A 23,636-nucleotide genomic window follows, 5' to 3' on the forward strand; every position below is an offset into this window, starting at 1 on the left:
CTGGGGCATATGCTTCAGATTCAGCTATATTCAAACAAAAGCGGAAGAACACCGTCACCGGCATCCTTCCGTCCCATGTATCCCTTGACCCGTTAAAAGAGTGCGGTCAAAGTTCGGTTTCTGGGCAGCAGCGATCCACCGGACGTTAAGACGGCACTCCATTTGCGTTCCATTCCACTTTATACAATAGAAGTAAAGTTAAGCTTAGAAAGTTATCTTTTATATTGTACTTGATAGAAAGGCATTTGTGTGAAACTGCTGAAGAATAATTATTCAAATCCCTTAAGCTAGAACCTTCCCGATTTAAAAATCGCATAGATCAGCCATAAGAACATCAGAAGTGCCACCACGCTGCCAATCTCCACTGTAGGGAAATTCCATAACACTGAAGGCTGTCCACGCATCGCAGTACCAATAATGAGTCCTGTCATGATGATGCTAAACGCAAGCATCACAATACTGAATGCTAAACGGTTACCTACCCGGTCCAGCTTACGCTCCAGATTCTGCATCTCGGGTGCCACAATCTCCACCTTAATCTTTCCCTTACTGATCAGCGCGGATAACTGCTTAGCCTGCCCAGGAAGCTCCAGCAGACTCTCTGTTAAATCCGCTACGCCTCCCAGAAACTTGCGCTGCAAACGACTGCCGCTAAAGCGCTGCTTTACTAGTTCCCGCCCAAAGGGTTCCGCCATTTCCAAAATACTGATGGTTGGATCTAAGTTGCTGATAACTCCCTCCAGCGTGAGCATTGTCTTCCCTAACATCGTCAAATCTGGCGGCAGCACTAGACGATGTTTTCGCGCTATGCCAAACAGATCATTCAGGGCTTTGCCTATACTCATTTTGCTAAATGGAACATCATAATATTCATCCCGCAGCCGATCCATATCATCATGCAGCGCGCTTCGATCAGCATCCTCAGGAATGACTCCAAGACGCAAAATTGCCCGGACCATTGCATCCGTATTTTTGCGCATTAGAGCGATAATAAGTGCAGATAGCTGCTCCTTCATCTCCTCATTCAGCCGACCCATCATGCCAAAATCAATCAAAGCCAGCTTTCCATCACCCATCCGTATAACATTGCCCGGATGAGGATCAGCATGGAAAAAACCATGAATGAAGATTTGTCTAAGCATCATCTCCACAAGTTGCTGTGCGATGGCTTTAAGCTTAACGCCGTTACTCAGCAGCTCATCGCGACGACTCAGCGTTGTCCCTACCACATATTCCATCGTCAGCACTCGTGCTGACGTATAGTCCCAATAGATATCCGGGATGTACACTCCCTCATAATCCATCTGCTGATCGATTTTCTCTGCATTACGTCCCTCTTGGCTATAATCCAGCTCGCCAAGCAGCGATTTAGAGAACTCCTCTACCATACGGCACAGCTGATATTGCCTCGCCCAGCTGAGCCGCTTTTCAGCAAGTGTGCTTAAATCTTTGAGAATTTCCAAATCCCTGCTCATCGTTCGCAGAATACCAGGACGTTGAACTTTAACAGCTACGACTTGTCCACTGTGAAGTACAGCCCTATGCACCTGACCAATGGATGCCGCAGCAAGTGGCGTATCCTCAAAAGAGTTAAAAATTTCATCCATATGCTGATCCAGTTCCTGCTCAATGATCGCGCGCACGCGGTCGACAGGAAAAGGAGGCACATTATCCTGTAGTTTTACCAATTCCTGAATAATAGAATCAGGCAGCAGATCTGAACGGGTACTGGCGAGTTGTCCCAGCTTAATAAAGGTTGGACCCAAATCCTCCAGCACCAGCCGAATCCTCTCCCCGAGCGTAAGGCTTGTGTGTGCTTCCTGCGTTACAAGACGACGTGGAAGGGATAGTAAGTGATAGAGCCCCAGCTCTTCCACCATATAGCCAAAACCATGGCGCATAAGCGCCATGGCGATTGCCCGGTAACGTCCGGCATGTCTAATGCGTACTGCCATTTAGTCCGAACGCGTTTCCGCCGATGTTCCCTCTAGATGGGAAATTCCCTCTAGCTCGGCCAACCGGCGCTCCAATACTGCAATTCGCCCTTCCAGCTCGGCAATATCGTTTTGTACAGGCACATTCATTTCCTTCAGCACGCGTTGTACTTGCTCTTGTACAGCAGACTTGAACATGCCTCGTTCTTCCTCACCACGTTCAATCAACCGATCGACGAGAGCCCTAGATTCCGAAGGAGCAAGCTCCCCGCGTTTCACTAGTTCTTCAACAACCTTCTCTACTTTTTCCTTACTGACAATGGTGAGGCCCACTCCTAAAGAGATCGCTTTTTTAAACAAATCACTCATGGCACTTTCCTCCCAAAGATTCCGTTTCATTACATAACGGAGTTTATGATTAAAGTATACCCCACTGTGTACGTATTTCAAAAAAAACACAACATTCCTTAGTTAGTGACCGGAATACGTGCAGCCCAAGTAGCCGCCTGTAGAATTAGTTTACGTAGTGCCGGATGACGGAAGGAGGGTTCATGATGACCAGGCATTAGGAATACTACTCGTCCTAAACCGTAGCTATGGCACCATGCAGCTGGAATCCATTGACCCTCCGATTCATATTGAAGCAGAATAGTCCGCTCTGTGAACGGGTCAAATTCAAAATGATATGGCTCCTCATCCAATTGGAAATCTTCCACACCTTCGGTGATGTCATGCTCCAGCACCTTGAAGTTCATCGGTTCGTAAGCCGTGTGTCCGTTAAAACGACCCCCGATTAGCTGAGCAAGCTCGTTACGTTTCGTCAACGAAGCTCCCGTATGAAGAACAATGAGTCCTCCTCCTCCACTTACATAGCTGAGCAAACCAGCCGTTTGTTGAGGGGAGACTGTTTCGTTCCACAATTCATTGTAAGCGATACATAGGTCATAACTTGCTAAATGCTCAATGCGCATTAATTTTTTATTTTCTGAACATTGCACGGTTAATAAATCATTTAAGATCTCGCTAATTTGTTGGTCCACTCCTTGAAGTGGATGAAACCGGGGATGGGTGTAATCACCAAGTAATAGACATTTTCTCTTGTCCATGGGATCCTCCTCCTTATTCGTTGTTATTATTCGTCACATGTTGCCTATATTCTAAGGAAAACTGCCGCGAATGTCCATGCAGATGGCAGGTATATTGCTCTTTGGACTTATTTTTCCCGGGTAAAAAAGCATCCCCGGCCATGATAACAGGCGGGAATGCTTCTGTGTGATAACGTCATTCGTGTAAAGCTGACGCAACTTGTGACTTAGCGATTCGCCGCCACATATTTGCCTAGCTCTACAATCATGCTTCCCATCCGTTCATGCTCAGGCATAATGATACGCTGTACGCCCTCTTCTTTAAGAGCCTCAGAGGTAATCCGCCCTACAGAAACAGCAAGCACTTTATCCTCGAAAGACTTCAGCATTTCGTCCAGCTTTCCCTGTTCCCGGGCAAATTGACAGAGGAAACGAAACTGTGGTGCACTCGTAAAAGCCACGGCATCAATTTTGCCTGATATGATTTCTAGAAGCAATCTTTCCAGTTCGCCCGGCTCAGGTGGGGTATGGCGATAAGGCAACACTTGGCGGGTAGTAGCCCCAGCCTCCTGCAGCCATGCAAGCATATGAGGAGCTGGATCGCCGTGCAGCTGAAGAACGACTTCTTTCCCCTGCAAATTCAGGGATTGAAGTCCACGAATCAATCCGATTGTACTTCCGTCGTCGTCACGAATCTCCGGCGTAAGTCCTCTTTTTTTCAAAGCATTCACTGTCTTATAACCCCGTGCGGCAATAATAGAACCAGAAAGTACTTCTAAGAAACGTTCTTCGATCCCCATTCGCTCAGCCATATCGAAGAGAGCATCAAGTCCCATCCCTGTAGTCAGGATCGCCAAGTAGGGAGGCTGATTGATCCATGCATTCAAACCTTCCTGCAATGCCTCATCATCAAGAAATACAGTCCCTTGAGCAGGTCGGCATACTGCCGTCCCCCCCATATTCTGAACCAGCTTGACCATTTCTTCCGATTTGCGTGGACCCGCCAAGGCGACAGTGAACCCTTTTAATTGCTCTGCCATTTCCTATTATCTCTCCTCTCTCCATTGCCTAACCCAACATTATTGTTTATCAGTATACTTGCAAAGGAGTTGAAAAGGGAAGATAAAAAGCCGGTTCTCCTATCAGAAATCATTCTTATTGCCAGAAGCGTGTATCTTAAAGCGGCTCGCCAGCTTTTGCAGTTCTTCTGCAAGACGGCTAAGGTCGGTAGACGAAGATGCCATCTCCTCTACAGAAGCAAGCTGCTCTTGTGCGGCAGTTGCGATAGTTTCCGTATTCACAGCCGCCTCTTCCGATATGCCGCGAATTTCCCCAATAGCCTTCTCCATATGATTAGACTCCACCAATAAGGTCTGCACAACCCCGCCCATGGCTTCAATCTTCTCCGCGGCACTCTTTACTGCTCTTCGAATACGGGAGAAAGAACGGCCGGAAGTATCCACAGCCTCAATGCCTTCGGATACGCGCTGTCTGGTGTCTTCCATCGTATGAGTTACCAGCAGCATTTCACTATTAATAGCGGTAATCTGCTCGGCAATCAAATGTGCGGATCTCTCTGATTCCTCTGCCAGCTTACGCACCTCGGCAGCAACCACCGCAAATCCACGCCCTTGTTCCCCGGCTCTGGCTGCCTCAATGGAAGCATTGAGCGCCAGCAGATTGGTCTGGCGGGCAATCCCTGTGATAACGCCAACAATACCCTCAATTTGACTGGTTCTCTCATTCAGTTTGTCAATTACACTGCCTAGCTCTCCGACCGTTTCATGGATACCATTGATTTTGTCCACTACGCTGATAACCGAATCATTGCCTTCTGATGCTGAGAGTGAGGTCTTGTCCATCATTGTAGATACTTGCTCCATATATGTGGAAATCTGCTCGACCTCGCTGGCTGTAGCAGCAGTGCTCTCCATTCCTTTTCGTACACTAACCACCTGTCGCTCCGTCCCTGCTGCTACGTCCTGAATCGCTATGGTTACCTGCTCAATCGTTTGGGCAGTCTGATCCGCACTAGCCGTCAGTTCTTCCGCTGAGGAGGATACATTGCTTGTCATCTCCTGCACACCAATAATCATCTCGCGCAAGCTAATCACCATTAATTGAAAATTCTCTGCCAGCAGCCCTATTTCATCTTTACGGAAAACACCCATGTCTTCCGACAGATCACCTTTGGCTATCACTGCAGTTGCTTTCCGCAGCCGGAAAAGCGGTCTCAAAATCGATTGAATATTAAAATAGATCACAACCAGCGCAAGCAGAACGGAAACTACAATAACAAGCAGAGCTGTATCGCGGATTCCACTAGTTGCTGAGTTAACCTCATCAATGCTGATCGTACCTCCGATTCTCCAACCCGTCAGTTCATTGACCATAAAGGTCATCTTTTTGGACGTGTCCTTGAAAATATAATCGAAGACCCCTTGTTCTTTCTCGAACATTTTCTTTACAAAATCATCGGACGATTCCTGCCCGATAGCCTCTGTAGGGTGAACTAGAAACTTCTTGCTGTTATCAACGATGAGGATATAACCTTCCTTCCCTACCTTAATTGAGGTCAGCTCCCCTAAAGTAGACAGGTTGAGATTCATTGTGATCACCCCATCACCGCCCTTAAGAACCGTTGATATCGCAATCGCGGTTTCCTTATTTACGGTTTGAAAAGCAGGAGAAATCACAGCCCCTTTCCCTTGCTTCAGAGAATTAATATAGGCGCTTTCCTGCCTTGGATCATAACCCTCTGGCAGCTTAGCATCTAAAGCATGAATAGCCTTGCCATTGCTTGTACCCACATAAATGTCCAGTACATCCGGATGCAGCGCCACATATTCCTTCAGTCTGGCTTTTACAGCAGAGGAAGTCCCCCCAGATCCCTCACTGTTGATCCCCTCAGATGAAAATTCCGCGGCAAAATAAGAAATCGCATCTATTTTGGATTGAATATTAGAGTTAATGATTTCATTTACGGCCAGCACACTTTCGGTAGCATTGTTCACCAGTTGATCTTCCACTTCCTGGCTGGCAGCTTGATAGGTTCGCCAGCCTATTATAATACTGGGCAGCAGCAGTATTATTAGGTATGTAAGAATTAACTTGGTACGGATAGTCATACCCGCATTTTTTTTCATAGATGTCATCATCTCTCTCTCATCTGAGTCTTAGGCAAGGATACATTTACCAGACTTAATATATAATTTTATATCTGTTTTAGGAACCGATTTTCCTCCTATCTTTCTTCGTTTTTCTCATTTTTTTTGAGAATTGTCATATAAATGCAACAAAAAAGGCCGCCTCAATGAAAGCGGTCTCTTCCGATATACTTATTATTGCCGCGGCACAGGGCTCCGGCACCTCTATCCTAATTATTCTTTTTGTTCTTACAGTTCGGGCAGACGCCCCCAAATACTACATGGGCATGACCAATGGTATAACCGGTATCCTTGGCCACTGTATCCATCCATTCACGCGGAACTTGATTCATAACCTCATCTACTGCTCCACAAACCTCACAAATGATATGCTGGTGATCATCCATACGTGCGTCATATCTGCTGGCAGCTTCACCAAGCTTAAGCTCACGAATCATTTGTTTATCTGAAAGATAACGCAGAGAGTTATATACAGTACCGTATGCTAAGCTATGTCCCTGCTCTACTAGCCGATTCATCACTTCCGCAGCAGTAGGATGGTCATGTGAATTAAGGACGATATCGTAAACGGCTTGACGTTGGGAGGTCAAATTTAGACTTTTCATTCCTATCATCCTCTAACTTATTTTTAGATCAAGTATAAATCTTGTAGATGGGAACGTCAATCCCATTTTTATCCACATGTTACTTTACAAGCTACCTAATCATTCCTGAATATTTAATATCTACATCAGCCTTCACTTGGAAATCAAGTTTAGAATAGAGCTCCTTCCACACTTTCATTTCCGTATCGTTATTAAAGTGTCTTGCTCCATAATGCAGCCCCCAACCAAAGGGATCAAGGCCACTTGCTTGAATTTTGGTCAGCAATGCTAAGATATCCTCTTCCAGTTCTTTTCCCCCAGCAACTGCAATTTTCTCCAGCATGCTATGAGTCACCAGATCTGGGCTACTACTCTCTTCGAGAATACCTTTTATCTTAATATGATAACGAATAGTAGCTTTCCCTTGCTCTGGTGTCACGATTTTATAGTGCGAGGATGACCTCTCTGTGTAATATTGAAACATAATTCCCTCGGAATGGGCGGGTAAGTTAGTCCGCAGATTCGGGCGTGACAGCAGATTATATAGCCGGGTCTCATTTGGCGTAAGAACCATTTTGATTTTCTCATTATTCAGCAGAGCAATTTTATCAATTAAAAACTCCTTTTCCCCTTTAGTCTCGATAATCGGCAGGATCGGATCAATCCCCTCCTCAAAAACATTTCTCATCAGCTGATAGGAATACACACTAGAAATAAATGGAGACTCCGTACCTTGTCCACTCATAGCCAGGATAAGAGAATTCGATGGGATACGCTCTGATTCGGGTCTTACCTTCAGCACTTGAAGTGCTTCCGGACGCCCTATTGCAAAATTAATAATAAGCTGTATATCTCTACGTCGCACGGCCCAATCCATAACATGGAGAATATCTTTACGGGCAACCTCCTCCCCCAAAATAATTGATTTACAATGGGAGTAATCAAGCTCCTTTTCCACTCTGGATTTCATTCTACGGAGGGCTTCCGAAATGCTTGGAGACTCCTCCGTCAAGATCTGCATCTTCTCATCAATCTTGGTAACATCCCCCTGAGGGATGGCAAGCTTTAAGCTAATCTTAAAATTCCCTTCTTCTGCACCTTGGTCAACGCCGATTGCTAACACGAAAATCCGCAAATCAATCTCCTTGAAGTCACAACCAGGAAGAAGAAGGAGTAAGGTAATCCCAATTCCAGCAAGTACTCTTCTCACAGCTTCCCCCTCCTAACTTTGCGATAGCAATAAAACAGCAGAGCGATGATGAACATCTCACCAAACCAGCGAATTTGCAGAAACCAGGCACCAAACATATTAAGTTGATATTGATCCAGCCCCATTAAGGACAGAACCATCGCGCTAAACAAGCTTAGAATGCCCCACTCTTTCCAGCGTTCTGCTTTTGGGGAATGTTTTTTTACAGATGAAAGGGCACCTTTAAAAAGCTCTAAACCTCCATGCCAATGAACAATTACACTTACCAGAGACAAACTCAAATAGGCAAAATAAAAAATAAACAGCATCCGTTCAATAATAAAGGATTCCATCCGAATACTGTCGGCCGTCGAGAACCATGTATACACATGTTTATCAATAGCAACGGTTCCGAAATAACCGATGGGAACTAACAAAGTCAAGAGCAATACGAACAGTCCCTCCACCCCTAAAATCCAGACATGCTTCAGCTTCAGTCCATGAAATACCCGATTAAATATGGCCAGGTTTAAGTAACCACTAAACGAAAAGGTGGCCGCCGAAAGGCTCATTAGGTCCGGCTTATGCCAGAAGTATGTAGTGACCTGCAGAACAGAATCCCAATTGAAGTCCGGATTGATTAACGCTTTTACGAGGCCATAAATAATTAACGGTAAGGTTACGCTGAGAATGATTTCAAGCCCATACAAGAGTGATAAAGAATCGAAGCGACAGCAGATGCAGACCAAGACTAAAAAACTGATCACAACCGTATAGGGATTCGAATCCGGACTGATAAACCGCAGCGTGATATCTACAAAGGAAAGCAATGTAACTCCCCCGGCCACACACCATAAGCCAGCAAAAAGGACCAATAAGAGTCTGGCTAACTTCTTAGGAAGCAAAGAGTCAAATATTTCCGGAAATCCCTTGCCGGGGAATTTAGCAATCAGTACAGTAAATATATAGACAAACAAAGTGCCCAAGATCGTTCCGATTAGGATGGACATCAAAGCACCACCAAAACGTCTGTCTATTAGTTCCCTTGGAACAAAATTAATGATGTTGATCAGGCTGTTCATCAGAAAAAGACAGTAGAAATAACGGCTTTTGGCCATCAATGCTCTCCACCCTTCTTCTTGCCGAGATTATCGAGAAAAAACAATCTGAAATAAGGTTGTCCGAAGCTGCGCTGTTTGCATAAATACATGGCAAATCCCACGACACAGACCACTACCCCAACCAATCCTAAAAAAGCTGCGGCAAAAAGAAAAATATACTTCAGCACACGTATGGACAAGCTCATCATATTCAGCGGAATTAGAAAATTGGATATCGCAACAGCTGAAACCAATATAATCATGATATTCCCTACAAGTCCTGCTGCCGTCGCTGCCTGCCCCAAGATAAGCCCCCCTACAGTTGTAGCCGTTGGACCAATCGCCTTGGGGAGCCGTAAGCTCGCCTCAGTCAGAAACTCCATCATCATGAGCATTAAAAGCACTTCCACAAAAGATGGATAAGGTACTGTTGCACGACTACCCGAAATAAGCAGTGCAATCTGCACCCGAATAATTTCTGGATTATACGAGGTGAGGGTTACATAGAACGCAGGCAGCCAAAGTGTCATGCCTACACCGATAATCCGCAAAAGCTTCAGAAAACGCCCCACGATAGGAAATTGGATTTTATCATCCATGGATGTGAAAAAGTCATTAAAAATAGACGGCAGCACTATCGCATAACCCGTAGTATCAAGCATTATCGCTACTTTTCCTTCAGACAAATTAAACACAACCCTGTCCGGTCTTTCGGTGATAATGGACTTCGGGAGTATTCTTAATTTATCACTGCTTATAAACTTCTCAAGTTCGCCTGTAGCCTGCAAAATATCAACCTTTAACGTCCCCATTTTCTCACGTAATTCCTTTAAAACATTCTTATCCACCCGACTGTCATCGTATAGAATCGCTATCTTTGTTTTGGAGACATCGCCGATGACCATGGTCTCCATTTTGAGATTGGTGGATTGATATCGCCGACGAATCATGTTCATATTCACTGCAATATCCTCAGTTAGTGCATCTGAAGGTCCCTGAGAAATGCTTTCTGCAGATGTTTCATTAACCCCACTAATCTCCGTATTCATAGCATCAAAGAAACAGAACGTATCCTTCAAGCCCAGAAGAATATAACCGCTGAGCAAAAGCTCGATCGCTTTATCTCTCGTAGTCGCCTCTTCACTGCCCGGATACGTCATAATGTAATTTTGGTAAGCGTTGATATTCTCCATCTCATAGAACGGTGTGATTACATTTCGGCTGAGGATCTGCGAATCCGCAACGCTTTTGATATAAAGTAGGTCGACCTGCCCAAAAGAGGTAACGATCGTCTTATCGATTAAATCCGCGAACCCGTTCAGCTGGTCTTTGATCCATTCCAGAGAAATATTGTCCTTATCCTGTTGAACTGACATGGAACATCATCCCTCCTATTTGTCCTTTACGTCCCGGATCCCCCCTTATTTTGGCACTGTTTCTTTGAATTCATGCACTGCACAATTGAACGGGGAGTTTCTTTTCACAGGACTGTGGTAATAAATGAGATGAGGATTGTACAGATGGAGGGATAATAGATGGACCCAAACCGTAAGATAACGCAAAGTCTTCCACAATTTCCGGAATCATTATGGAGAGATACCACGGATTTACCGACTTTTCCAAAGCTGGCTGAAGATATTTCTACAGATGTGGCAGTGGTAGGCGGTGGAATTACAGGCATTACAACAGCCTATCTCCTCAGCAAAGCAGGCTACAGAGTCACGCTCTTGGAAGCAGGGGAAATTCTAAGTGGCACTACGGGTTTTACCAGTGCAAAAATCTCAGCACAGCACGGGCTAATCTATCATCATTTGATAAAACATTTTGGGCAGGAACAAGCCCGGCTCTATTATCGTTCGAACAGCGAGGCTATGAATTGGATCCAGAATACTGCTGAGGAACTTGAAGTATCCTGCGGCATGAAACATGAGGCAGCTTTTCTGTACGCGGATGCTGAAGATCATAAGACGCTTAAACAACTGGAGGAAGAGTATAAAGCCTATGAACAATTGGGTCTGCCCGGAGAGTGGCTAGATAACGTCTCTATCCCTCTGATGGCCAGTGGTGCCATTAAATTACCAGGACAAGCCCGCTTTCACCCGCTGCAATATCTGAAGGGCCTGCTGAAGGTCATTCAGGATAAAGGTGGCGTAATCTATGAGCATACGATGATGGCAGATAAGGTGGAGAAGAACGATAAGCTTACGCTTTTTACTGAAAAGGACGAGTATCGGATCACCTGCCGCTACGCCGTTTCAGCTTCTCATTTCCCCTTCTACGATGGAGGAGCATTATATTTCTCGCGGCTGCATGCTGAACGTTCCTACTGTCTGGCGATCCAGCCTGAAACGGATTTTGAGGGTGGAATGTATCTAAGCGCAAGCGAACCCACCCGTTCTCTGCGTGCAGTAGAGTGGGAAGGCAGGAATCTGGTCATTGTCGGGGGAGACAATCATAAGACAGGCCAAGGCATCTGTACGATAGGACATTATGAGAATTTGGAGCTATTCGCAGGAAATCTGCTCGGCATCAAAACAATCCCTTACCGCTGGGCAGCACAGGATTTAATCACCTTAGACAGAGTGCCCTACATCGGCAAGATTTCGGACAACGCAGAGATTTATATCGCCACAGGTTTTGGAAAATGGGGCATGACAAGCGGTACGCTGGCCGCACAGATCATCTCGGATCAGATTCAGCGCAAAGATAATCCGTATACCGAATTGTACGATCCGTCCCGCTTCAAAGCTGGCACCAGCCTAAAAAACTTCATCGTGCAAAATGCCAATGTGGCAAAAGAGCTCGTGGCGGGCAAAGTGGAAATCGTCCATAAAAAGACAACTGATTTGGAAGCTGACGAAGGAGCCGTTGTGTTCCATGATGGCAAACGTGTAGGAGCTTATAAGGATCCAGAAGGTAAACTTCATCTGGTGGATAGAACCTGCACCCATATGGGCTGTGAATGCGAATGGAACAACGGGGATCGCTCTTGGGATTGCCCTTGCCATGGTTCCCGCTTCTCCTACGATGGCGAGGTTTTAGAGGGCCCAGCTTCGGTACCGCTGACGAAACTCCATGAATAATACTTTTCATGAAAAAGGCGTTCGGTTTCATGAAATTCGCAACCCGTTTTCTTAGGGGCGATTGTAATTGCCCTATAGCATTCAGGTATAATAAGACTTGAATGAAGCAGCTGCTTCAAAAAAGTTTGAAGGAGAGTGACGATAGAGATGGATTTGAGAGGAAAGAGTGTTGTAATTACTGGTGCAGGCAAAGGGATCGGAAAAGCCTTGGCTATGGCACTGGCTAAGGAAGGTGCTAATTTAGGCCTGATCTCCAGAACTTCAGGTGATCTCGAAGCGCTAAAATCAGCCTTAACGGAAGTATATGACGTTAAAGTCAGTATTGCCGTGGCCGATATCGCCGTACGCGAAGAAGCTGAACGTGCTGTTGCTTCCCTGCAAAATGAGCTGGGAGCATTTGATGCATTAATCAACAATGCCGGGATCGCAAAATTCGGCACTTTAGTAGAAATGGACCCTGCAGACTGGGAGCGCCACATCCAAGTTAATCTCTACGGTACTTATTACGTAACCCGTGCTGCGCTGCCTGCGATGATTGAGAAAAATGGCGGAAATATCATCAATATTTCATCCACAGCCGGAGAACGCGGCTTCGCGACAGGTTCTGCTTACTGCGCATCCAAGTTCGCTCTCATGGGCATGACCGAAGCCCTCGCACAAGAAGTGCGCAAACACAATATCCGCGTCGTAGCCTTGACCCCAAGCACCGTGAACACTGGCCTAGCTTCCAATGCTGGACTTAAAATCGGTGACGAAGACCGCATGATGCAACCTGAAGATGTTGCTGAATTGGCACTGACAGCTTTGAAGCTGCCGGATCGCGTCTTCCTAAAAACAGCAGGACTGTGGACCACCAATCCGCAATAAAATCGTGCTGGACGCGTAGGGAGCCGGATGATCTGGGGTGATTGCACTTTGTGCGGGATAACGCCTCAGGCTTGCTCTGCTCCGTTATCTAATTGCACTTTGTACAATAGAATCGCTCTAGACGAGGATGAGGCCTTGGGTGATTGCACTTTGTGCAATCAATTTAGTGGCTCCCCTCCTTTTAGGCGATTGGGGCTTGATTCTATTGTACAGAATGCAACAGACTGCATTATTCAGACAACATTCAGGCTATTCTGTTGCACATTCTGCAATGTAACTTCATTTGTGGGCTATATTAGGTAACCGGGACTGCAATTAGGTGCTAGCTGTAATGGTGGTTTTAAGTAAACACTTTGGAGTTGAGTTGCACTTTGGCTTAGAGTAACGTTTTATGGTTGAGGTGGCACTTTACTTGCAGTAGTTACTTTCTCTTGCGATAGACACTTTACTTGCTGTAGCCACTTTACTTGCAGTAGACACTTGGATTTTTGGCAGGTACCTGAGTTTGCACAATACTTAACGTTTAAATAGATAATAGTTGCACTTTGTACATCTATTCAGCGTAATTAGAGGATAAATCATACTTTAGTTGCACTCTATACAGTTAAAAGAAGGCTATTCTCGTCGATTCACCAGATTCGCACAAATTAGTTGCAGAGAATACACTTATTCGATCGTTTGTGGTGTGACGGATAATTTAAGTGTACAAAGTGCAATTAAGCGCCCGCGTTCTTGTGTCTTTTGGGGTGGTCTTTTATTTTGTTAGTTGGTTTGTGGTTTGTGTATTGTGTTCTGTGCCTTGTACCTTGTACCTTGTACCTTGCGCCTTGTCCTTGTGCTTGTGCCTTGTGTCATATACCATTGCTCCGTACTTTCGGGTGTAATGTGCTTTTGAGAATCACGATGTTACCTTGAGGTCTTGATGTTAATTTCCAAGGTTCTCATGTTATATTTTTTCGATTCACAATGGCCTGAGAATATACTAACTTTCTGATCGGAGGTTTATCTATCATGCTGGTAGTAACTAATACTATTAAAGTAAAAGAAGGTCATGGCGAAGCTATTGCTCAACGTTTCGGAGGAAATAATGGTGTACAGGATATGCCTGGGTTTGTACGTATGGAGGTATGGCGCGGAAATGCCAAAGAAGGTATCGAGGAATTAAAAATCTGCACCGTATGGGAGAATGAGGATGCGTTCAAAGGCTGGACCTCCAGCGAGTCCTTCCGTCAGTCGCACCGTGGTGCTGGTGGTAATGACGCAATCCTGGGTGCTTCCATCGATAAATATGAGCTAATGATCAGCCGCACGCCTGGTAACTAAGTATTAGGACTAACCAATCGGAGTTGTAGCTAGATTGGACCAGCAGTGTGTACGGGATTGTTGCCCGATAAGCACAGTAACTAATTAACTATTACTGCTAGGTTAACCGATGCAACGAGCTAATTGGCTTTACCTCCTGGCTAACCAATGCAGCGCGCTAGTTAACTCTTACCGCCGGGCTAGCCAATACAGCGCGCTAATTGGCTATTACCACTAGATTAACTGATGTAGCAGACGAATTGGCTTTACCTCTTGGCTAACCAATGCAGCGGGGTAATTAACACAGTTATCGCTTCTAAATGCTAATTGCTACAGTAAAAACTTAGAGTGATTATCGTCCAGCAGACTTATTGATTAGCCTATTAGATACAGGTCAGTTAGTTGGTACAAGCAGCACTATTATCCAGCGATGTCCTGGACCTAAGACTAAACAAACAGGGATGTCCGGAGCCAATATGGCTCGGGGACATCCCTGTTTGTTGTTTATAAACTCATTATTTACTTACATCTGGCTGAGGAGTCTCCACCTCTTGATGTTTACCCGGCCAGAACGACCAACGACCAAAGAGCGTCGTAATAGCTGGTACAAGGAACGGACGCACCACGAAGGTATCCAACAGAACACCAAGAGCGGTGATGATACCGAACTGCACAAGCACCTGAATCGGCAAGCTTGCCAATACAGCAAATGTACCTGCCAGAATGAGGCCCGCAGAGGTAATTACCGAGCTGGTCTCATTCACACCTTCCGCGATAGCCTGCTTAAGCGGCATGGTTTTACGCTTTTTCCAGATATTCGAGATCATGAAGATGTTGTAGTCTTCTCCAAGTGCCACCAAGAAAACAAAGGAATACAGTGGGATCGCTCCCTGAATGGCATCTGCTCCCATCACATAGTGAATGATAATCCAGCCTAAGCCAAGCGCTGAGAAGAAGGAGAGAATAACGGTGCCGACCAGATAGATGGTGGCCACTATTGAACGCAGATATATCAACAACAGTAAGGTGATCATTCCGATGACCACGGGGATAATCAGATCGGTATCCCGATCTCCAATCTCTTTAGTGTCGTGCTGTGTTGCCGTCTGTCCGCTTACCCACACATGATCCGCAGGGTTCGCAACGTCTACATCGATTAATGCCTGCTCTGCGGTAGCAAGAAGGGTGGGAATATGCCCCATCGCTTCTAGTGAATAAGGATTGCTTTTAAATTCAATATCAAAACCAACAATATCTTTGTTTACTGCCCCCTGCTGCGGATCGGAAACCGTGTCCACATAGGTAAGTCCGCCAAGAATGACCTTTAGATCCTCTCCACTCGCTTTTCCTTGGGTATCAATAATCAGCTTCGCTGGAGCCAATTCTCCGGGAGAGAACTGTTTGCCAATAAGGTCGAACCCTTCGCGGGACTCCATATTTTTAGGAAAAGAGGATAGGATATCATACGTAAATTTGATGCCACTGGAGAATGAAGCCAGAATCCCCAGGCCGATAACGGTCACACCTACGATAGCCCAAGGCCGGGTTACTACCAAGCCGCCAATGCCCTTTTTACGGGAAACCTTGGGTTCAGGAACAGGTTTGCCTTTAGCCTTAGCCCGTTCTACCTCCATTTGCGGTGTGCGCGGAATGAATGGGAAGAACGAGGTCCGTCCGAAGATCGCCAGCAGTGCTGGTACGAGGGTTAGACTGGCAATTCCCATGATGAAGATCGACACGCTAAATGGAATGGCAAAACGATGATAAGCTCCATACTTAGCCAGCAATAATGCGAACAGCGCGAGCACGACGGTGAAGCCGCTCATAGCAATTGCACCTGAAGATTCGGTAATGGAGCGAAGAAGGGCACGACTCTTGCTCTCCTCTACCTTCAACAACTGCCGGAACCGTGAAATCAGGAACAGACAATAGTCCGTACCAGCTCCGAATAACAAAACGGTCATAATCGAGATCGCCTGTGAATCCACTGTGATCCAGCCTTCTTGCGCCATTTTTCCAAGAATCGGGCTAGTTACGCCATAAGCGAACCCAACCGCAATAAGCGGAATAAACGCCAATATCGGCGAACGATAGATCACCAATAAGAACACCAGCACAAGCATAACCGTAGCAATTAACAAGGAAACGTCTGCGTTTTTGAACAGCCCTGTAGCATCTATGGAGATGCCCACTGGACCTGTAACACGTAAACTCAGGTCTTTTCCATCTACCTTAGCAGCAGAGGGGTCTCCGCCCGTCTCCGTGTTTATGATCTTCTTCATTTCTGTCACAGCTTCGCCGAGCTGATCACTATCTGCCGTTTTATCAAAAAGCACTGGGGTTACCAGCGTACTAAGATCCTCAGATAACGAGGCTTGTAATGCTTGTGGCGGCAGTTGTCCTAATGGTGGAACAAAATTCTGATGGGGCAATGGTTGCTGCTCCAACTTCTTGTACACAGCAGTGATATGTACTAAATCATCTTGTGAAAGCCCGCCTTCTCTATGCCATACGAGCAGCGCAGGCACTCCACTTCCACTAGGGAATTCTTGCTCTGCAATAGCTGCTGCCTGTACCGATTGTGAATCATCTGGGAGGTTAGGCGCATTATTAGCAACCTGAGAATTCACTGCAGGCCATAACAGGGTAAGTGCACCTACAAGCACAATCCATACGAGAAGAGTAATCCACTTCGTCTTTTTTCCTGCCACCCATTTTCCGTAGCCTGACATTCCCTTCATCCTCTCCTTTACCTTGCAGCCTTAAAAATGAGCCGCGGGTCATTTTTTATTCTATCATATATATGCTTTAATTTTTAATCAAACTTTTTTTATTTTTCAGAAAAAATTAAAGCACCTCATCACATATAAAATACCCCTCTCTTCACATAAAAAATCAGCATCATGTGAAAAGAGGGGTTTATGATTAACTATACTTTTTTCTTCACTTCAATTTAGCCTACGTCCAAATCCCCTTCAGAGAACTGACTGTTATAGAGATCCGCATAGAATCCGCCTTGTGCCAGCAGTTCTTCGTGGTTGCCTTTCTCGATTACACTACCTTGGTTCATGACAAGGATGAGATCCGCATCACGAATCGTCGAGAGACGGTGGGCAATAACGAAGCTTGTTCTGTTTTGCATCAGCGCATTCATCGCTTTTTGAATCAGCAATTCAGTCCGTGTGTCGACACTGCTCGTTGCTTCATCAAGAATGAGGATCGATGGATCAGCAAGAATAGCGCGAGCAATAGTAATCAACTGCTTCTGTCCTTGTGAAATATTAGAAGCTTCTTCATTTAACACCGTATTGTAGCCAAGCGGAAGTGTGCGGATAAAGTGATCAGCATGCGCAGCCTTGGCCGCCCGCACCACATCAGCTTCTGATGCACCTTCACGACCGTAAGCAATGTTATCACGAATCGTACCGTTGAAGAGCCAGGTATCCTGAAGCACCATACCAAATTTACTGCGTAGGTCACTCCGTTTCATATCGGTAATGTTGACGCCATCAATGATAATTTCCCCGTCGTTAAGCTCGTAGAAGCGCATCAACAGGTTAATCAAAGTGGTTTTACCAGCACCAGTAGGACCGACAATAGCTATAGTCTGACCTGGACTAACCTCAATATTCATGTCCTCAATCAGAATAGCATCCTCTTTATATCCGAATTTCACATGACGGAACTCAACGGAGCCTTCCGGAGCACCTTCATCAAGCTTCACAAGTGTAGTATTAACTTCTTTGACTTCCTCTTCTTCATCCAGAAGTTCAAATACACGTTCTGCGGAAGCAATGGTGGATTGAATAATGTTAGCAATATTAGCCGTTTGTGCAATCGGCTGGGTGAACTGACGTGAATATTGAATGAAGGCTTGGATATCCCCGACATCAATCATTTTTTTAGTAACAAAAATACCACCCACAACACAGATAAGCACATAACCCAAGTTACCGATAAACATCATAAGCGGCATAATCATACCCGACATAAATTGGGAGCGCCAGCCAGAATCATATAGCTTATCGTTTATTTCATCAAAATCTTTAAGCGACTGCGGTTCGCGGCCGAAAGCTTTAATAATCCGGTGCCCTGTATACATTTCCTCTACATGACCATTCAACTGACCAAGCGATTTCTGCTGTCTCACAAAATAAGTCTGCGAACGTTTGGAGATCGCCATAATCACAATAAAGCTGAGTGGCAACGTAGTAATCGTGATTAAAGTCAGCCATGGGCTGATGGTAAGCATCATCACAATAACACCAATAATAGTGACGATTGAGGTAATCAGCTGCGTTAAACTTTGCTGCAACGTGGTACTGATGTTATCCACGTCATTCGTAGCACGGCTGAGAATTTCCCCGTGTGTACGGGAGTCAAAATATTTTAAAGGTAAACGCTCTAGCTTGCTGTTGATCTGCTCACGCATGTCATAAACTACCTTCTGCGCTACTCCAGCCATTACATATTGCTGAATGTAACTAAACAAAGCACTAAGCAGATACAATCCCGCGAGCAGGATCAGAATATCATTAATATATCCAAAATCAATGGAGGCACCCTCTACACCCATCAATTTGCCGTAAGCACCTTCGAACAATTTGGTTGTAGCTTTACCCATAACCTTCGGACTGAAGATACTGAACACCGTACTGGCAATCGCCATAATTAGTACAATAATCAATTGAACCATACGTGGGCGTAAATATTTGATCAAGCGACGAAGTGTACCTTTAAAATCTTTAGCCTTTTCTGCCGGCATCCTCATTCCAGGACCGCCACCCGGTCCACCCGGACCTTTATGGCCGCGGGGAGCTGCAGGCTTATGTTCTCTGTTTTGTTCGCTCATGCTATTTCCTCCTCTGACAGCTGCGAGGATACGATCTCGCGGTACACATCACTGCTCTCGAGCAGTTCACGGTGAGTGCCCATTCCAGCAATTTCACCCTCATCAATTACAATAATCCGGTCCGCATCCATAACGGTGCTAACCCGCTGAGCTACGATCAATACGGTGGATTCCGTAGTTTCAGCTTTGAGAGCCGCGCGAAGTTTGGCATCTGTCTTGAAATCAAGAGCTGAGAAGCTATCGTCGAACAGATACACCTCAGGTTTTCTCACAAGCGCCCGAGCAATGGACAACCGCTGTTTCTGACCACCAGAGACGTTATTCCCGCCTTGGGCAATTTCCGAGTCAAACCCATCCTTCATCGCGGATACGAAATCGTAGGCTTGAGCCACCTTGGATGCATGAATGATTTCTTCATCCGTAGCATCCTCTTTACCGTAGCGGATGTTCTCATTAATCGTACCCGAGAACAATACTGCTTTTTGAGGGATGTAACCGATTTTGCTCCGCAGCTCTTCCTGTGTCATCTCACGCACATCCACTCCGTCTACACGTACAGCACCTTCATTAACATCATAGAACCTTGGAATCAAGCTGAGCAGCGTAGATTTACCCGATCCGGTACCCCCGATAATTGCGGTAACTTCACCCGGACGAGCACTAAAGCTAATTTTCGAAAGTGCAGGCTGTTCTGCCCCTGGATAGGAAAAAGATACATTCTCAAACTCAACAAAACCACGTAAAGAATCGCGTCCGTCTTTTTTAGTAGCTTGAGCTGTTGTATGCAGTTCACTCTCAGTAGGATCTGTAAATTCAGGCTGCATATCCAGTACCTCATTGATACGCACGGCTGAAGCTGAAGCACGCGGAATTAACACGAACATCATCGATACCATAATCAGAGAGAACATAATTTGCATCGCATATTGGATAAATGCCATCAGGGACCCAACTTGCAGATCGCCGTCACCAATTCGAATTCCACCAAAATAAAGAATAGCAATCATAGAAAAGTTCATTACAATCATCATCAGCGGCATCAGGCCGGCCATGATTTTGTTGACCTTGATAGCTGTATCCGTAAGATCACGGTTAGCTTCGGTGAAACGTCTATTCTCATGATCAATCCGGTTAAAAGAACGAATAACACGAATACCTGTCAGATGCTCACGCAGCACCAGGTTTAATTTATCAAGCTTAATCTGAATGGCTTTAAACAGTGGCAGACCCTTCATCCCAATAAAGAAGATCGCCCCAACAAGTACAGGAATAACGACTACAAAAATCAATGATAATTTAGCATCTTCAGATACTGCCATGATGATACCACCAATCATCATCATCGGTGCCCCGATCATCATGCGCAACATCATAGTAAGTACGGTTTGAACTTGTGTAATATCATTTGTTGTACGTGTAATCAAAGACGCTGTACCTAACTTATCGAATTCATGCAGAGTGAAATTCTCTACATGATTAAAGACTCGAGCACGCGTGATTTTACCAAACCCAGCCGCCACTTTTGCCGATAAGTAACTGGCAATTACCGAACATAAAGCACCGCCACCTGCAACCATGAGCATGAAACTACCTATTTTCCAAATATAAGCGCGATCTCCTTGAACGATCCCTTTGTCGACGATGTCAGACATCAGAGTAGGAAGGTATAAATCACCCATGGACTGCAAAAATACAAGGATTAATACAGCACCAATAGCTACCCTAAAAGGCTTCAGTTGTTTAAATAATTTAATCAAGCTTCTCATCTCCGTTCATTTGTAGCCTATCCCAATCAGGTGGTGGATTATCCTCAACGTATTCATGTACTTTAAGCAATAGCTCTGTGAGCTGTTTAGTGTCTTTTTCGCCTAAGTGTTGTACAAGCTTATCAAGCATCACATCACGATAATGTTCCGCTTTTCGTGTGAGTTCTTTTCCACGTTCCGTCAATTTTACGCGTACAACTCTTCGGTCCGAAGGATCCGCGTGTCTTTCCACCATCTGTTTCGCTTCAAGACTGTTAATCAGCTGCGTGATGGTAGGAGGAGTGAATCCAAGTAGTCGGCTGATTTCAGACACCTTAAGACCCTCTTCATCAGAATGATTCCATTTTTCAATGCATATCATTAAAGTCATCTCACTTGGCTTGTGGCCCTCAACGCCCTTTTGCCATTGAGCTTTATGCAGGCGTTTCATCGCCGCAAAAAGCCCGTGTGCGACTGAATTTTCAGTATTTTCTGTATTTCCTCCGTTTATCCCAATTTCCTTCACCTCTATTTTAGTTAGGTCAACTAATTATTAAACACTATATTATTTAGGCTACCTAATTATATTTTCGCCGGATTGCTTTGTCAAATTATGAATACGCTATCAATTATTACGAAAAAGAAAACTCCCCAGCACGAGTGCAAGGGAGTAGTTATGCGTATATGTATCTGTATATAAAATATTGCCAAGGATAACCTTTAGAATCCTGCTCCGTGCTCATAAGTTGTGATTGGTCCATTACTTCCGGAACCAACTGGGCCGATAATGATGAAGCTAAACAATGCTAAAATGCCTGCCATCATCAATAGTGATTTTTTCATCTTTTCTCACCTCCCTTATCAGCTTTCTGTATTTCTCCTGTTGATTTAGAGTTGCATAGTCCCTATTGGTCTCAAATAAGGTCACGCACTTAATGAAGTCTATTCCATTATTAGTCTTAATAGATAACTCTAAAGACTGTATGATATAGTCCACACCCGTAATATATTGTCCATTGTTTATTAGATACATGGCTATTTGATAGTACAACCGATATAATCGGTCAATATTAATGGGATCTTCAAACTGTTCAAATCGTAACATTTCCCGTGCAAAACGTTTAAGCACATCATCTACAGAAAATCTGTAATGATTAGCCGATTCCATAATAATAATGAGTCCTGGCAATATTTCTCCGGGGTGCTCAGCCAAAAAAGCTACATAGTCCGGTACAACCTTTACGTTCCCCTCCAGCATTTCCAGTGTGAAACTGTTCCCAACTGCAAATAATCGGAATTGTTCTACAGCTTGCTGGCCTACTTCATCCAACATCTCAAACCAGCCTAAGTCTGCATAACCAGCGGTATATTTCTTCGCAGCTTCATATTGACCTTGCTTCGTCAACGAAATTGCTTTAAGTAAATATCCGTGCCCATAATAAACAACGAGCGGACGTTCCGTACAGAGTTCTTCTCTTCGTTTGTCTCCGCTCCTCCGCAGTTCTTGGCGGTAAACTGCATTGGCTAAAGCTCTCAACTCATCAGCATAGATCTCCATTTCTTCCCATCTGCGAAGAGCGAAACATAGCTGTGTCAGCATCAATAAACCATCTAATTGCAAATTTTCCGGAAGGCGTCCCCTAAAAGGACTAAAGCTAATGACTGCGCGTAGCTTCTCCTCCATATCAAGTGTTTGCAAAAATTTAAAATTACGATAATGACTGATCGCGAGACGTTCACTATAACTATCCGACTCGTTCTCTACTACAATCTTGTAAAAAAACATGGATTCCTGAACTTTGCCTTTATTGAATAATTTATCAGCAACAGAATAAATGATATCCAGCGGCTTGGTAGACTCTAATAACCTGCTTATAGTTTCATCAATGCAATTCTGTTTGCCCAATTCAGCACAACGAATCAAAAAAGGCTCCACTCTACGGCGTGAGACCTTCTCATCATTGAAGCATTCATCAACATATAGAGGATATAACCAACCTTCTGGAAAACCAAAGGCTTTTATAATTGCATCTACTTGTCCCAAGGACATAGGCTTCGGCGGATTTCCATGCAGAATTGCACTGAGGCTGCCTCGATTCAGGCCACAAATTTTTGAAAATGAGGCGAGATTATGGCCGGAGCGGGACAAATTTTTCTCAATTTCTGAGCGTATAGTTGTTAACTTTCCCTCCACTCGGCACCCCCAAAGTTTGACTTGAAAAGATTCTATTAATTGACATTATAGGTGAAAGTTATGGATTGTACAACAAATAGATTGTACGACAAATAGAGGAGCCTAATACGCTCCTCTAGATCAGTAACATCTTCATAGTATTATAATTCTATGTTGTTGGTAGTTTAGCTAACAGTGATGGCGGTTTTGGAACTTCTACTATAGGATGTAATGCCGGCTTTCCGGTTGCGCAAATTTTCCATCATCTTATTTTGTGCCAGCAAAATATAGCTGTCTAATCGCTCACTGAGCTCTAGAACAGCACGGTCACTAAGACTCCGTTGCTCTGCAACCTCCAGCAATTCACATCTAAGACTCTCTATAGTTACAAGTAGCTCATCTTCTTTATAATCTTTTCTATGATTATTCTTGGAGGAATTTGGATTTTGTGTCACATCTCTCTCCTTCTCTCTATCAACATCTTCTCCTATCATAAGTCATGATACCAAAAAACATATTTTCAAAAAAAAGAAAAATTGTAGAGCTTCTAACAAA

The 23,636-nt window shown here is 44.7% G+C and carries 18 protein-coding genes; 3 read left to right on the forward strand and 15 right to left on the reverse strand.

Annotation, left to right across the window (positions count from 1 at the left end):
• Positions 1 to 287: 287 nt before the first annotated feature.
• The 9 genes from MKZ16_RS30790 to MKZ16_RS30830 form a co-directional block, all read right to left on the reverse strand.
• Positions 288 to 1,955 carry an AarF/UbiB family protein gene (locus MKZ16_RS30790; RefSeq protein ID WP_076099692.1) on the reverse strand — a complete coding sequence of 556 codons (1,668 nt, stop codon included), beginning with the start codon at positions 1,953 to 1,955 and terminating at the stop codon, positions 288 to 290.
• On the reverse strand, positions 1,956 to 2,303 hold the full coding sequence (locus tag MKZ16_RS30795; RefSeq protein ID WP_036681962.1) for a phasin family protein: 348 nt from the start codon (positions 2,301 to 2,303) through the stop codon (positions 1,956 to 1,958).
• A gap of 98 nt (positions 2,304 to 2,401) precedes the next feature.
• Positions 2,402 to 3,040, reverse strand: coding sequence for a ThuA domain-containing protein (locus MKZ16_RS30800; RefSeq protein WP_036681964.1), 639 nt, complete (start codon positions 3,038 to 3,040; stop codon positions 2,402 to 2,404).
• A gap of 206 nt (positions 3,041 to 3,246) precedes the next feature.
• A complete protein-coding gene (locus tag MKZ16_RS30805) occupies positions 3,247 to 4,059 on the reverse strand; it encodes a uroporphyrinogen-III synthase (protein WP_076105037.1) in 813 nt (270 codons plus the stop codon).
• Positions 4,060 to 4,161: 102 nt separating this feature from the next.
• Positions 4,162 to 6,165, reverse strand: coding sequence for a methyl-accepting chemotaxis protein (locus tag MKZ16_RS30810; protein WP_179090011.1), 2,004 nt, complete (start codon positions 6,163 to 6,165; stop codon positions 4,162 to 4,164).
• Between the two features lie 230 nt (positions 6,166 to 6,395).
• Complete coding sequence (locus tag MKZ16_RS30815) at positions 6,396 to 6,791, reverse strand: transcriptional repressor (RefSeq protein ID WP_036681969.1); 396 nt, start codon at positions 6,789 to 6,791, stop codon at positions 6,396 to 6,398.
• Positions 6,792 to 6,882: 91 nt separating this feature from the next.
• On the reverse strand, positions 6,883 to 7,980 hold the full coding sequence (locus MKZ16_RS30820) for a Ger(x)C family spore germination protein (RefSeq protein WP_038573684.1): 1,098 nt from the start codon (positions 7,978 to 7,980) through the stop codon (positions 6,883 to 6,885).
• Positions 7,977 to 9,077: a GerAB/ArcD/ProY family transporter gene (locus tag MKZ16_RS30825; RefSeq protein ID WP_076105039.1), complete on the reverse strand. Its 1,101-nt coding sequence runs from the start codon at positions 9,075 to 9,077 to the stop codon at positions 7,977 to 7,979. The genes MKZ16_RS30820 and MKZ16_RS30825 overlap by 4 nt, the downstream gene beginning before the upstream one ends.
• Complete coding sequence (locus MKZ16_RS30830; protein WP_076105040.1) at positions 9,077 to 10,435, reverse strand: spore germination protein; 1,359 nt, start codon at positions 10,433 to 10,435, stop codon at positions 9,077 to 9,079. The genes MKZ16_RS30825 and MKZ16_RS30830 overlap by 1 nt, the downstream gene beginning before the upstream one ends.
• 159 nt (positions 10,436 to 10,594) lie before the next feature.
• Here MKZ16_RS30830 and MKZ16_RS30835 point away from each other — a divergent pair, with 159 nt between their 5' ends.
• The 3 genes from MKZ16_RS30835 to MKZ16_RS30845 all read left to right on the forward strand — a co-directional run bounded on the left by MKZ16_RS30835 (position 10,595) and on the right by MKZ16_RS30845 (position 14,332).
• Positions 10,595 to 12,142, forward strand: a complete 1,548-nt coding sequence (locus tag MKZ16_RS30835; RefSeq protein WP_076105041.1) for an FAD-dependent oxidoreductase — start codon at positions 10,595 to 10,597, stop codon at positions 12,140 to 12,142.
• Positions 12,143 to 12,289: 147 nt separating this feature from the next.
• Positions 12,290 to 13,009 (forward strand): 3-ketoacyl-ACP reductase, encoded by a 720-nt coding sequence (locus MKZ16_RS30840; protein ID WP_036681981.1) that lies wholly within the window; start codon positions 12,290 to 12,292, stop codon positions 13,007 to 13,009.
• A gap of 1,011 nt (positions 13,010 to 14,020) precedes the next feature.
• Positions 14,021 to 14,332, forward strand: coding sequence for an antibiotic biosynthesis monooxygenase (locus MKZ16_RS30845; RefSeq protein WP_036681985.1), 312 nt, complete (start codon positions 14,021 to 14,023; stop codon positions 14,330 to 14,332).
• A gap of 494 nt (positions 14,333 to 14,826) precedes the next feature.
• Here MKZ16_RS30845 and MKZ16_RS30850 read toward each other — a convergent pair whose 3' ends face one another.
• The 6 genes from MKZ16_RS30850 to MKZ16_RS30875 form a co-directional block, all read right to left on the reverse strand.
• The gene (locus MKZ16_RS30850) at positions 14,827 to 17,052 is read right to left on the reverse strand and encodes an MMPL family transporter (RefSeq protein WP_036681987.1); all 2,226 of its coding nucleotides are present in this window, start codon (positions 17,050 to 17,052) and stop codon (positions 14,827 to 14,829) included.
• A gap of 212 nt (positions 17,053 to 17,264) precedes the next feature.
• Positions 17,265 to 19,163 carry an ABC transporter ATP-binding protein gene (locus MKZ16_RS30855; RefSeq protein WP_076099696.1) on the reverse strand — a complete coding sequence of 633 codons (1,899 nt, stop codon included), beginning with the start codon at positions 19,161 to 19,163 and terminating at the stop codon, positions 17,265 to 17,267.
• On the reverse strand, positions 19,160 to 20,920 hold the full coding sequence (locus MKZ16_RS30860) for an ABC transporter ATP-binding protein (protein ID WP_036681991.1): 1,761 nt from the start codon (positions 20,918 to 20,920) through the stop codon (positions 19,160 to 19,162). Before MKZ16_RS30860 ends, MKZ16_RS30855 begins: the two co-directional genes overlap by 4 nt.
• A complete protein-coding gene (locus tag MKZ16_RS30865) occupies positions 20,913 to 21,434 on the reverse strand; it encodes a MarR family winged helix-turn-helix transcriptional regulator (protein WP_051491214.1) in 522 nt (173 codons plus the stop codon). The genes MKZ16_RS30860 and MKZ16_RS30865 overlap by 8 nt, the downstream gene beginning before the upstream one ends.
• A 270-nt stretch (positions 21,435 to 21,704) precedes the next feature.
• Positions 21,705 to 23,102 carry a DNA-binding protein gene (locus tag MKZ16_RS30870; RefSeq protein WP_076105042.1) on the reverse strand — a complete coding sequence of 466 codons (1,398 nt, stop codon included), beginning with the start codon at positions 23,100 to 23,102 and terminating at the stop codon, positions 21,705 to 21,707.
• A 164-nt stretch (positions 23,103 to 23,266) separates the two neighbouring features.
• Complete coding sequence (locus MKZ16_RS30875; protein ID WP_076099698.1) at positions 23,267 to 23,536, reverse strand: aspartyl-phosphate phosphatase Spo0E family protein; 270 nt, start codon at positions 23,534 to 23,536, stop codon at positions 23,267 to 23,269.
• Between the last annotated feature and the right edge of the window lie 100 nt (positions 23,537 to 23,636).

Origin of the sequence: Paenibacillus sp. FSL R5-0928, assembly GCF_037970385.1 — a bacterium.
Classification (GTDB): domain Bacteria; phylum Bacillota; class Bacilli; order Paenibacillales; family Paenibacillaceae; genus Paenibacillus_AQ; species Paenibacillus_AQ odorifer.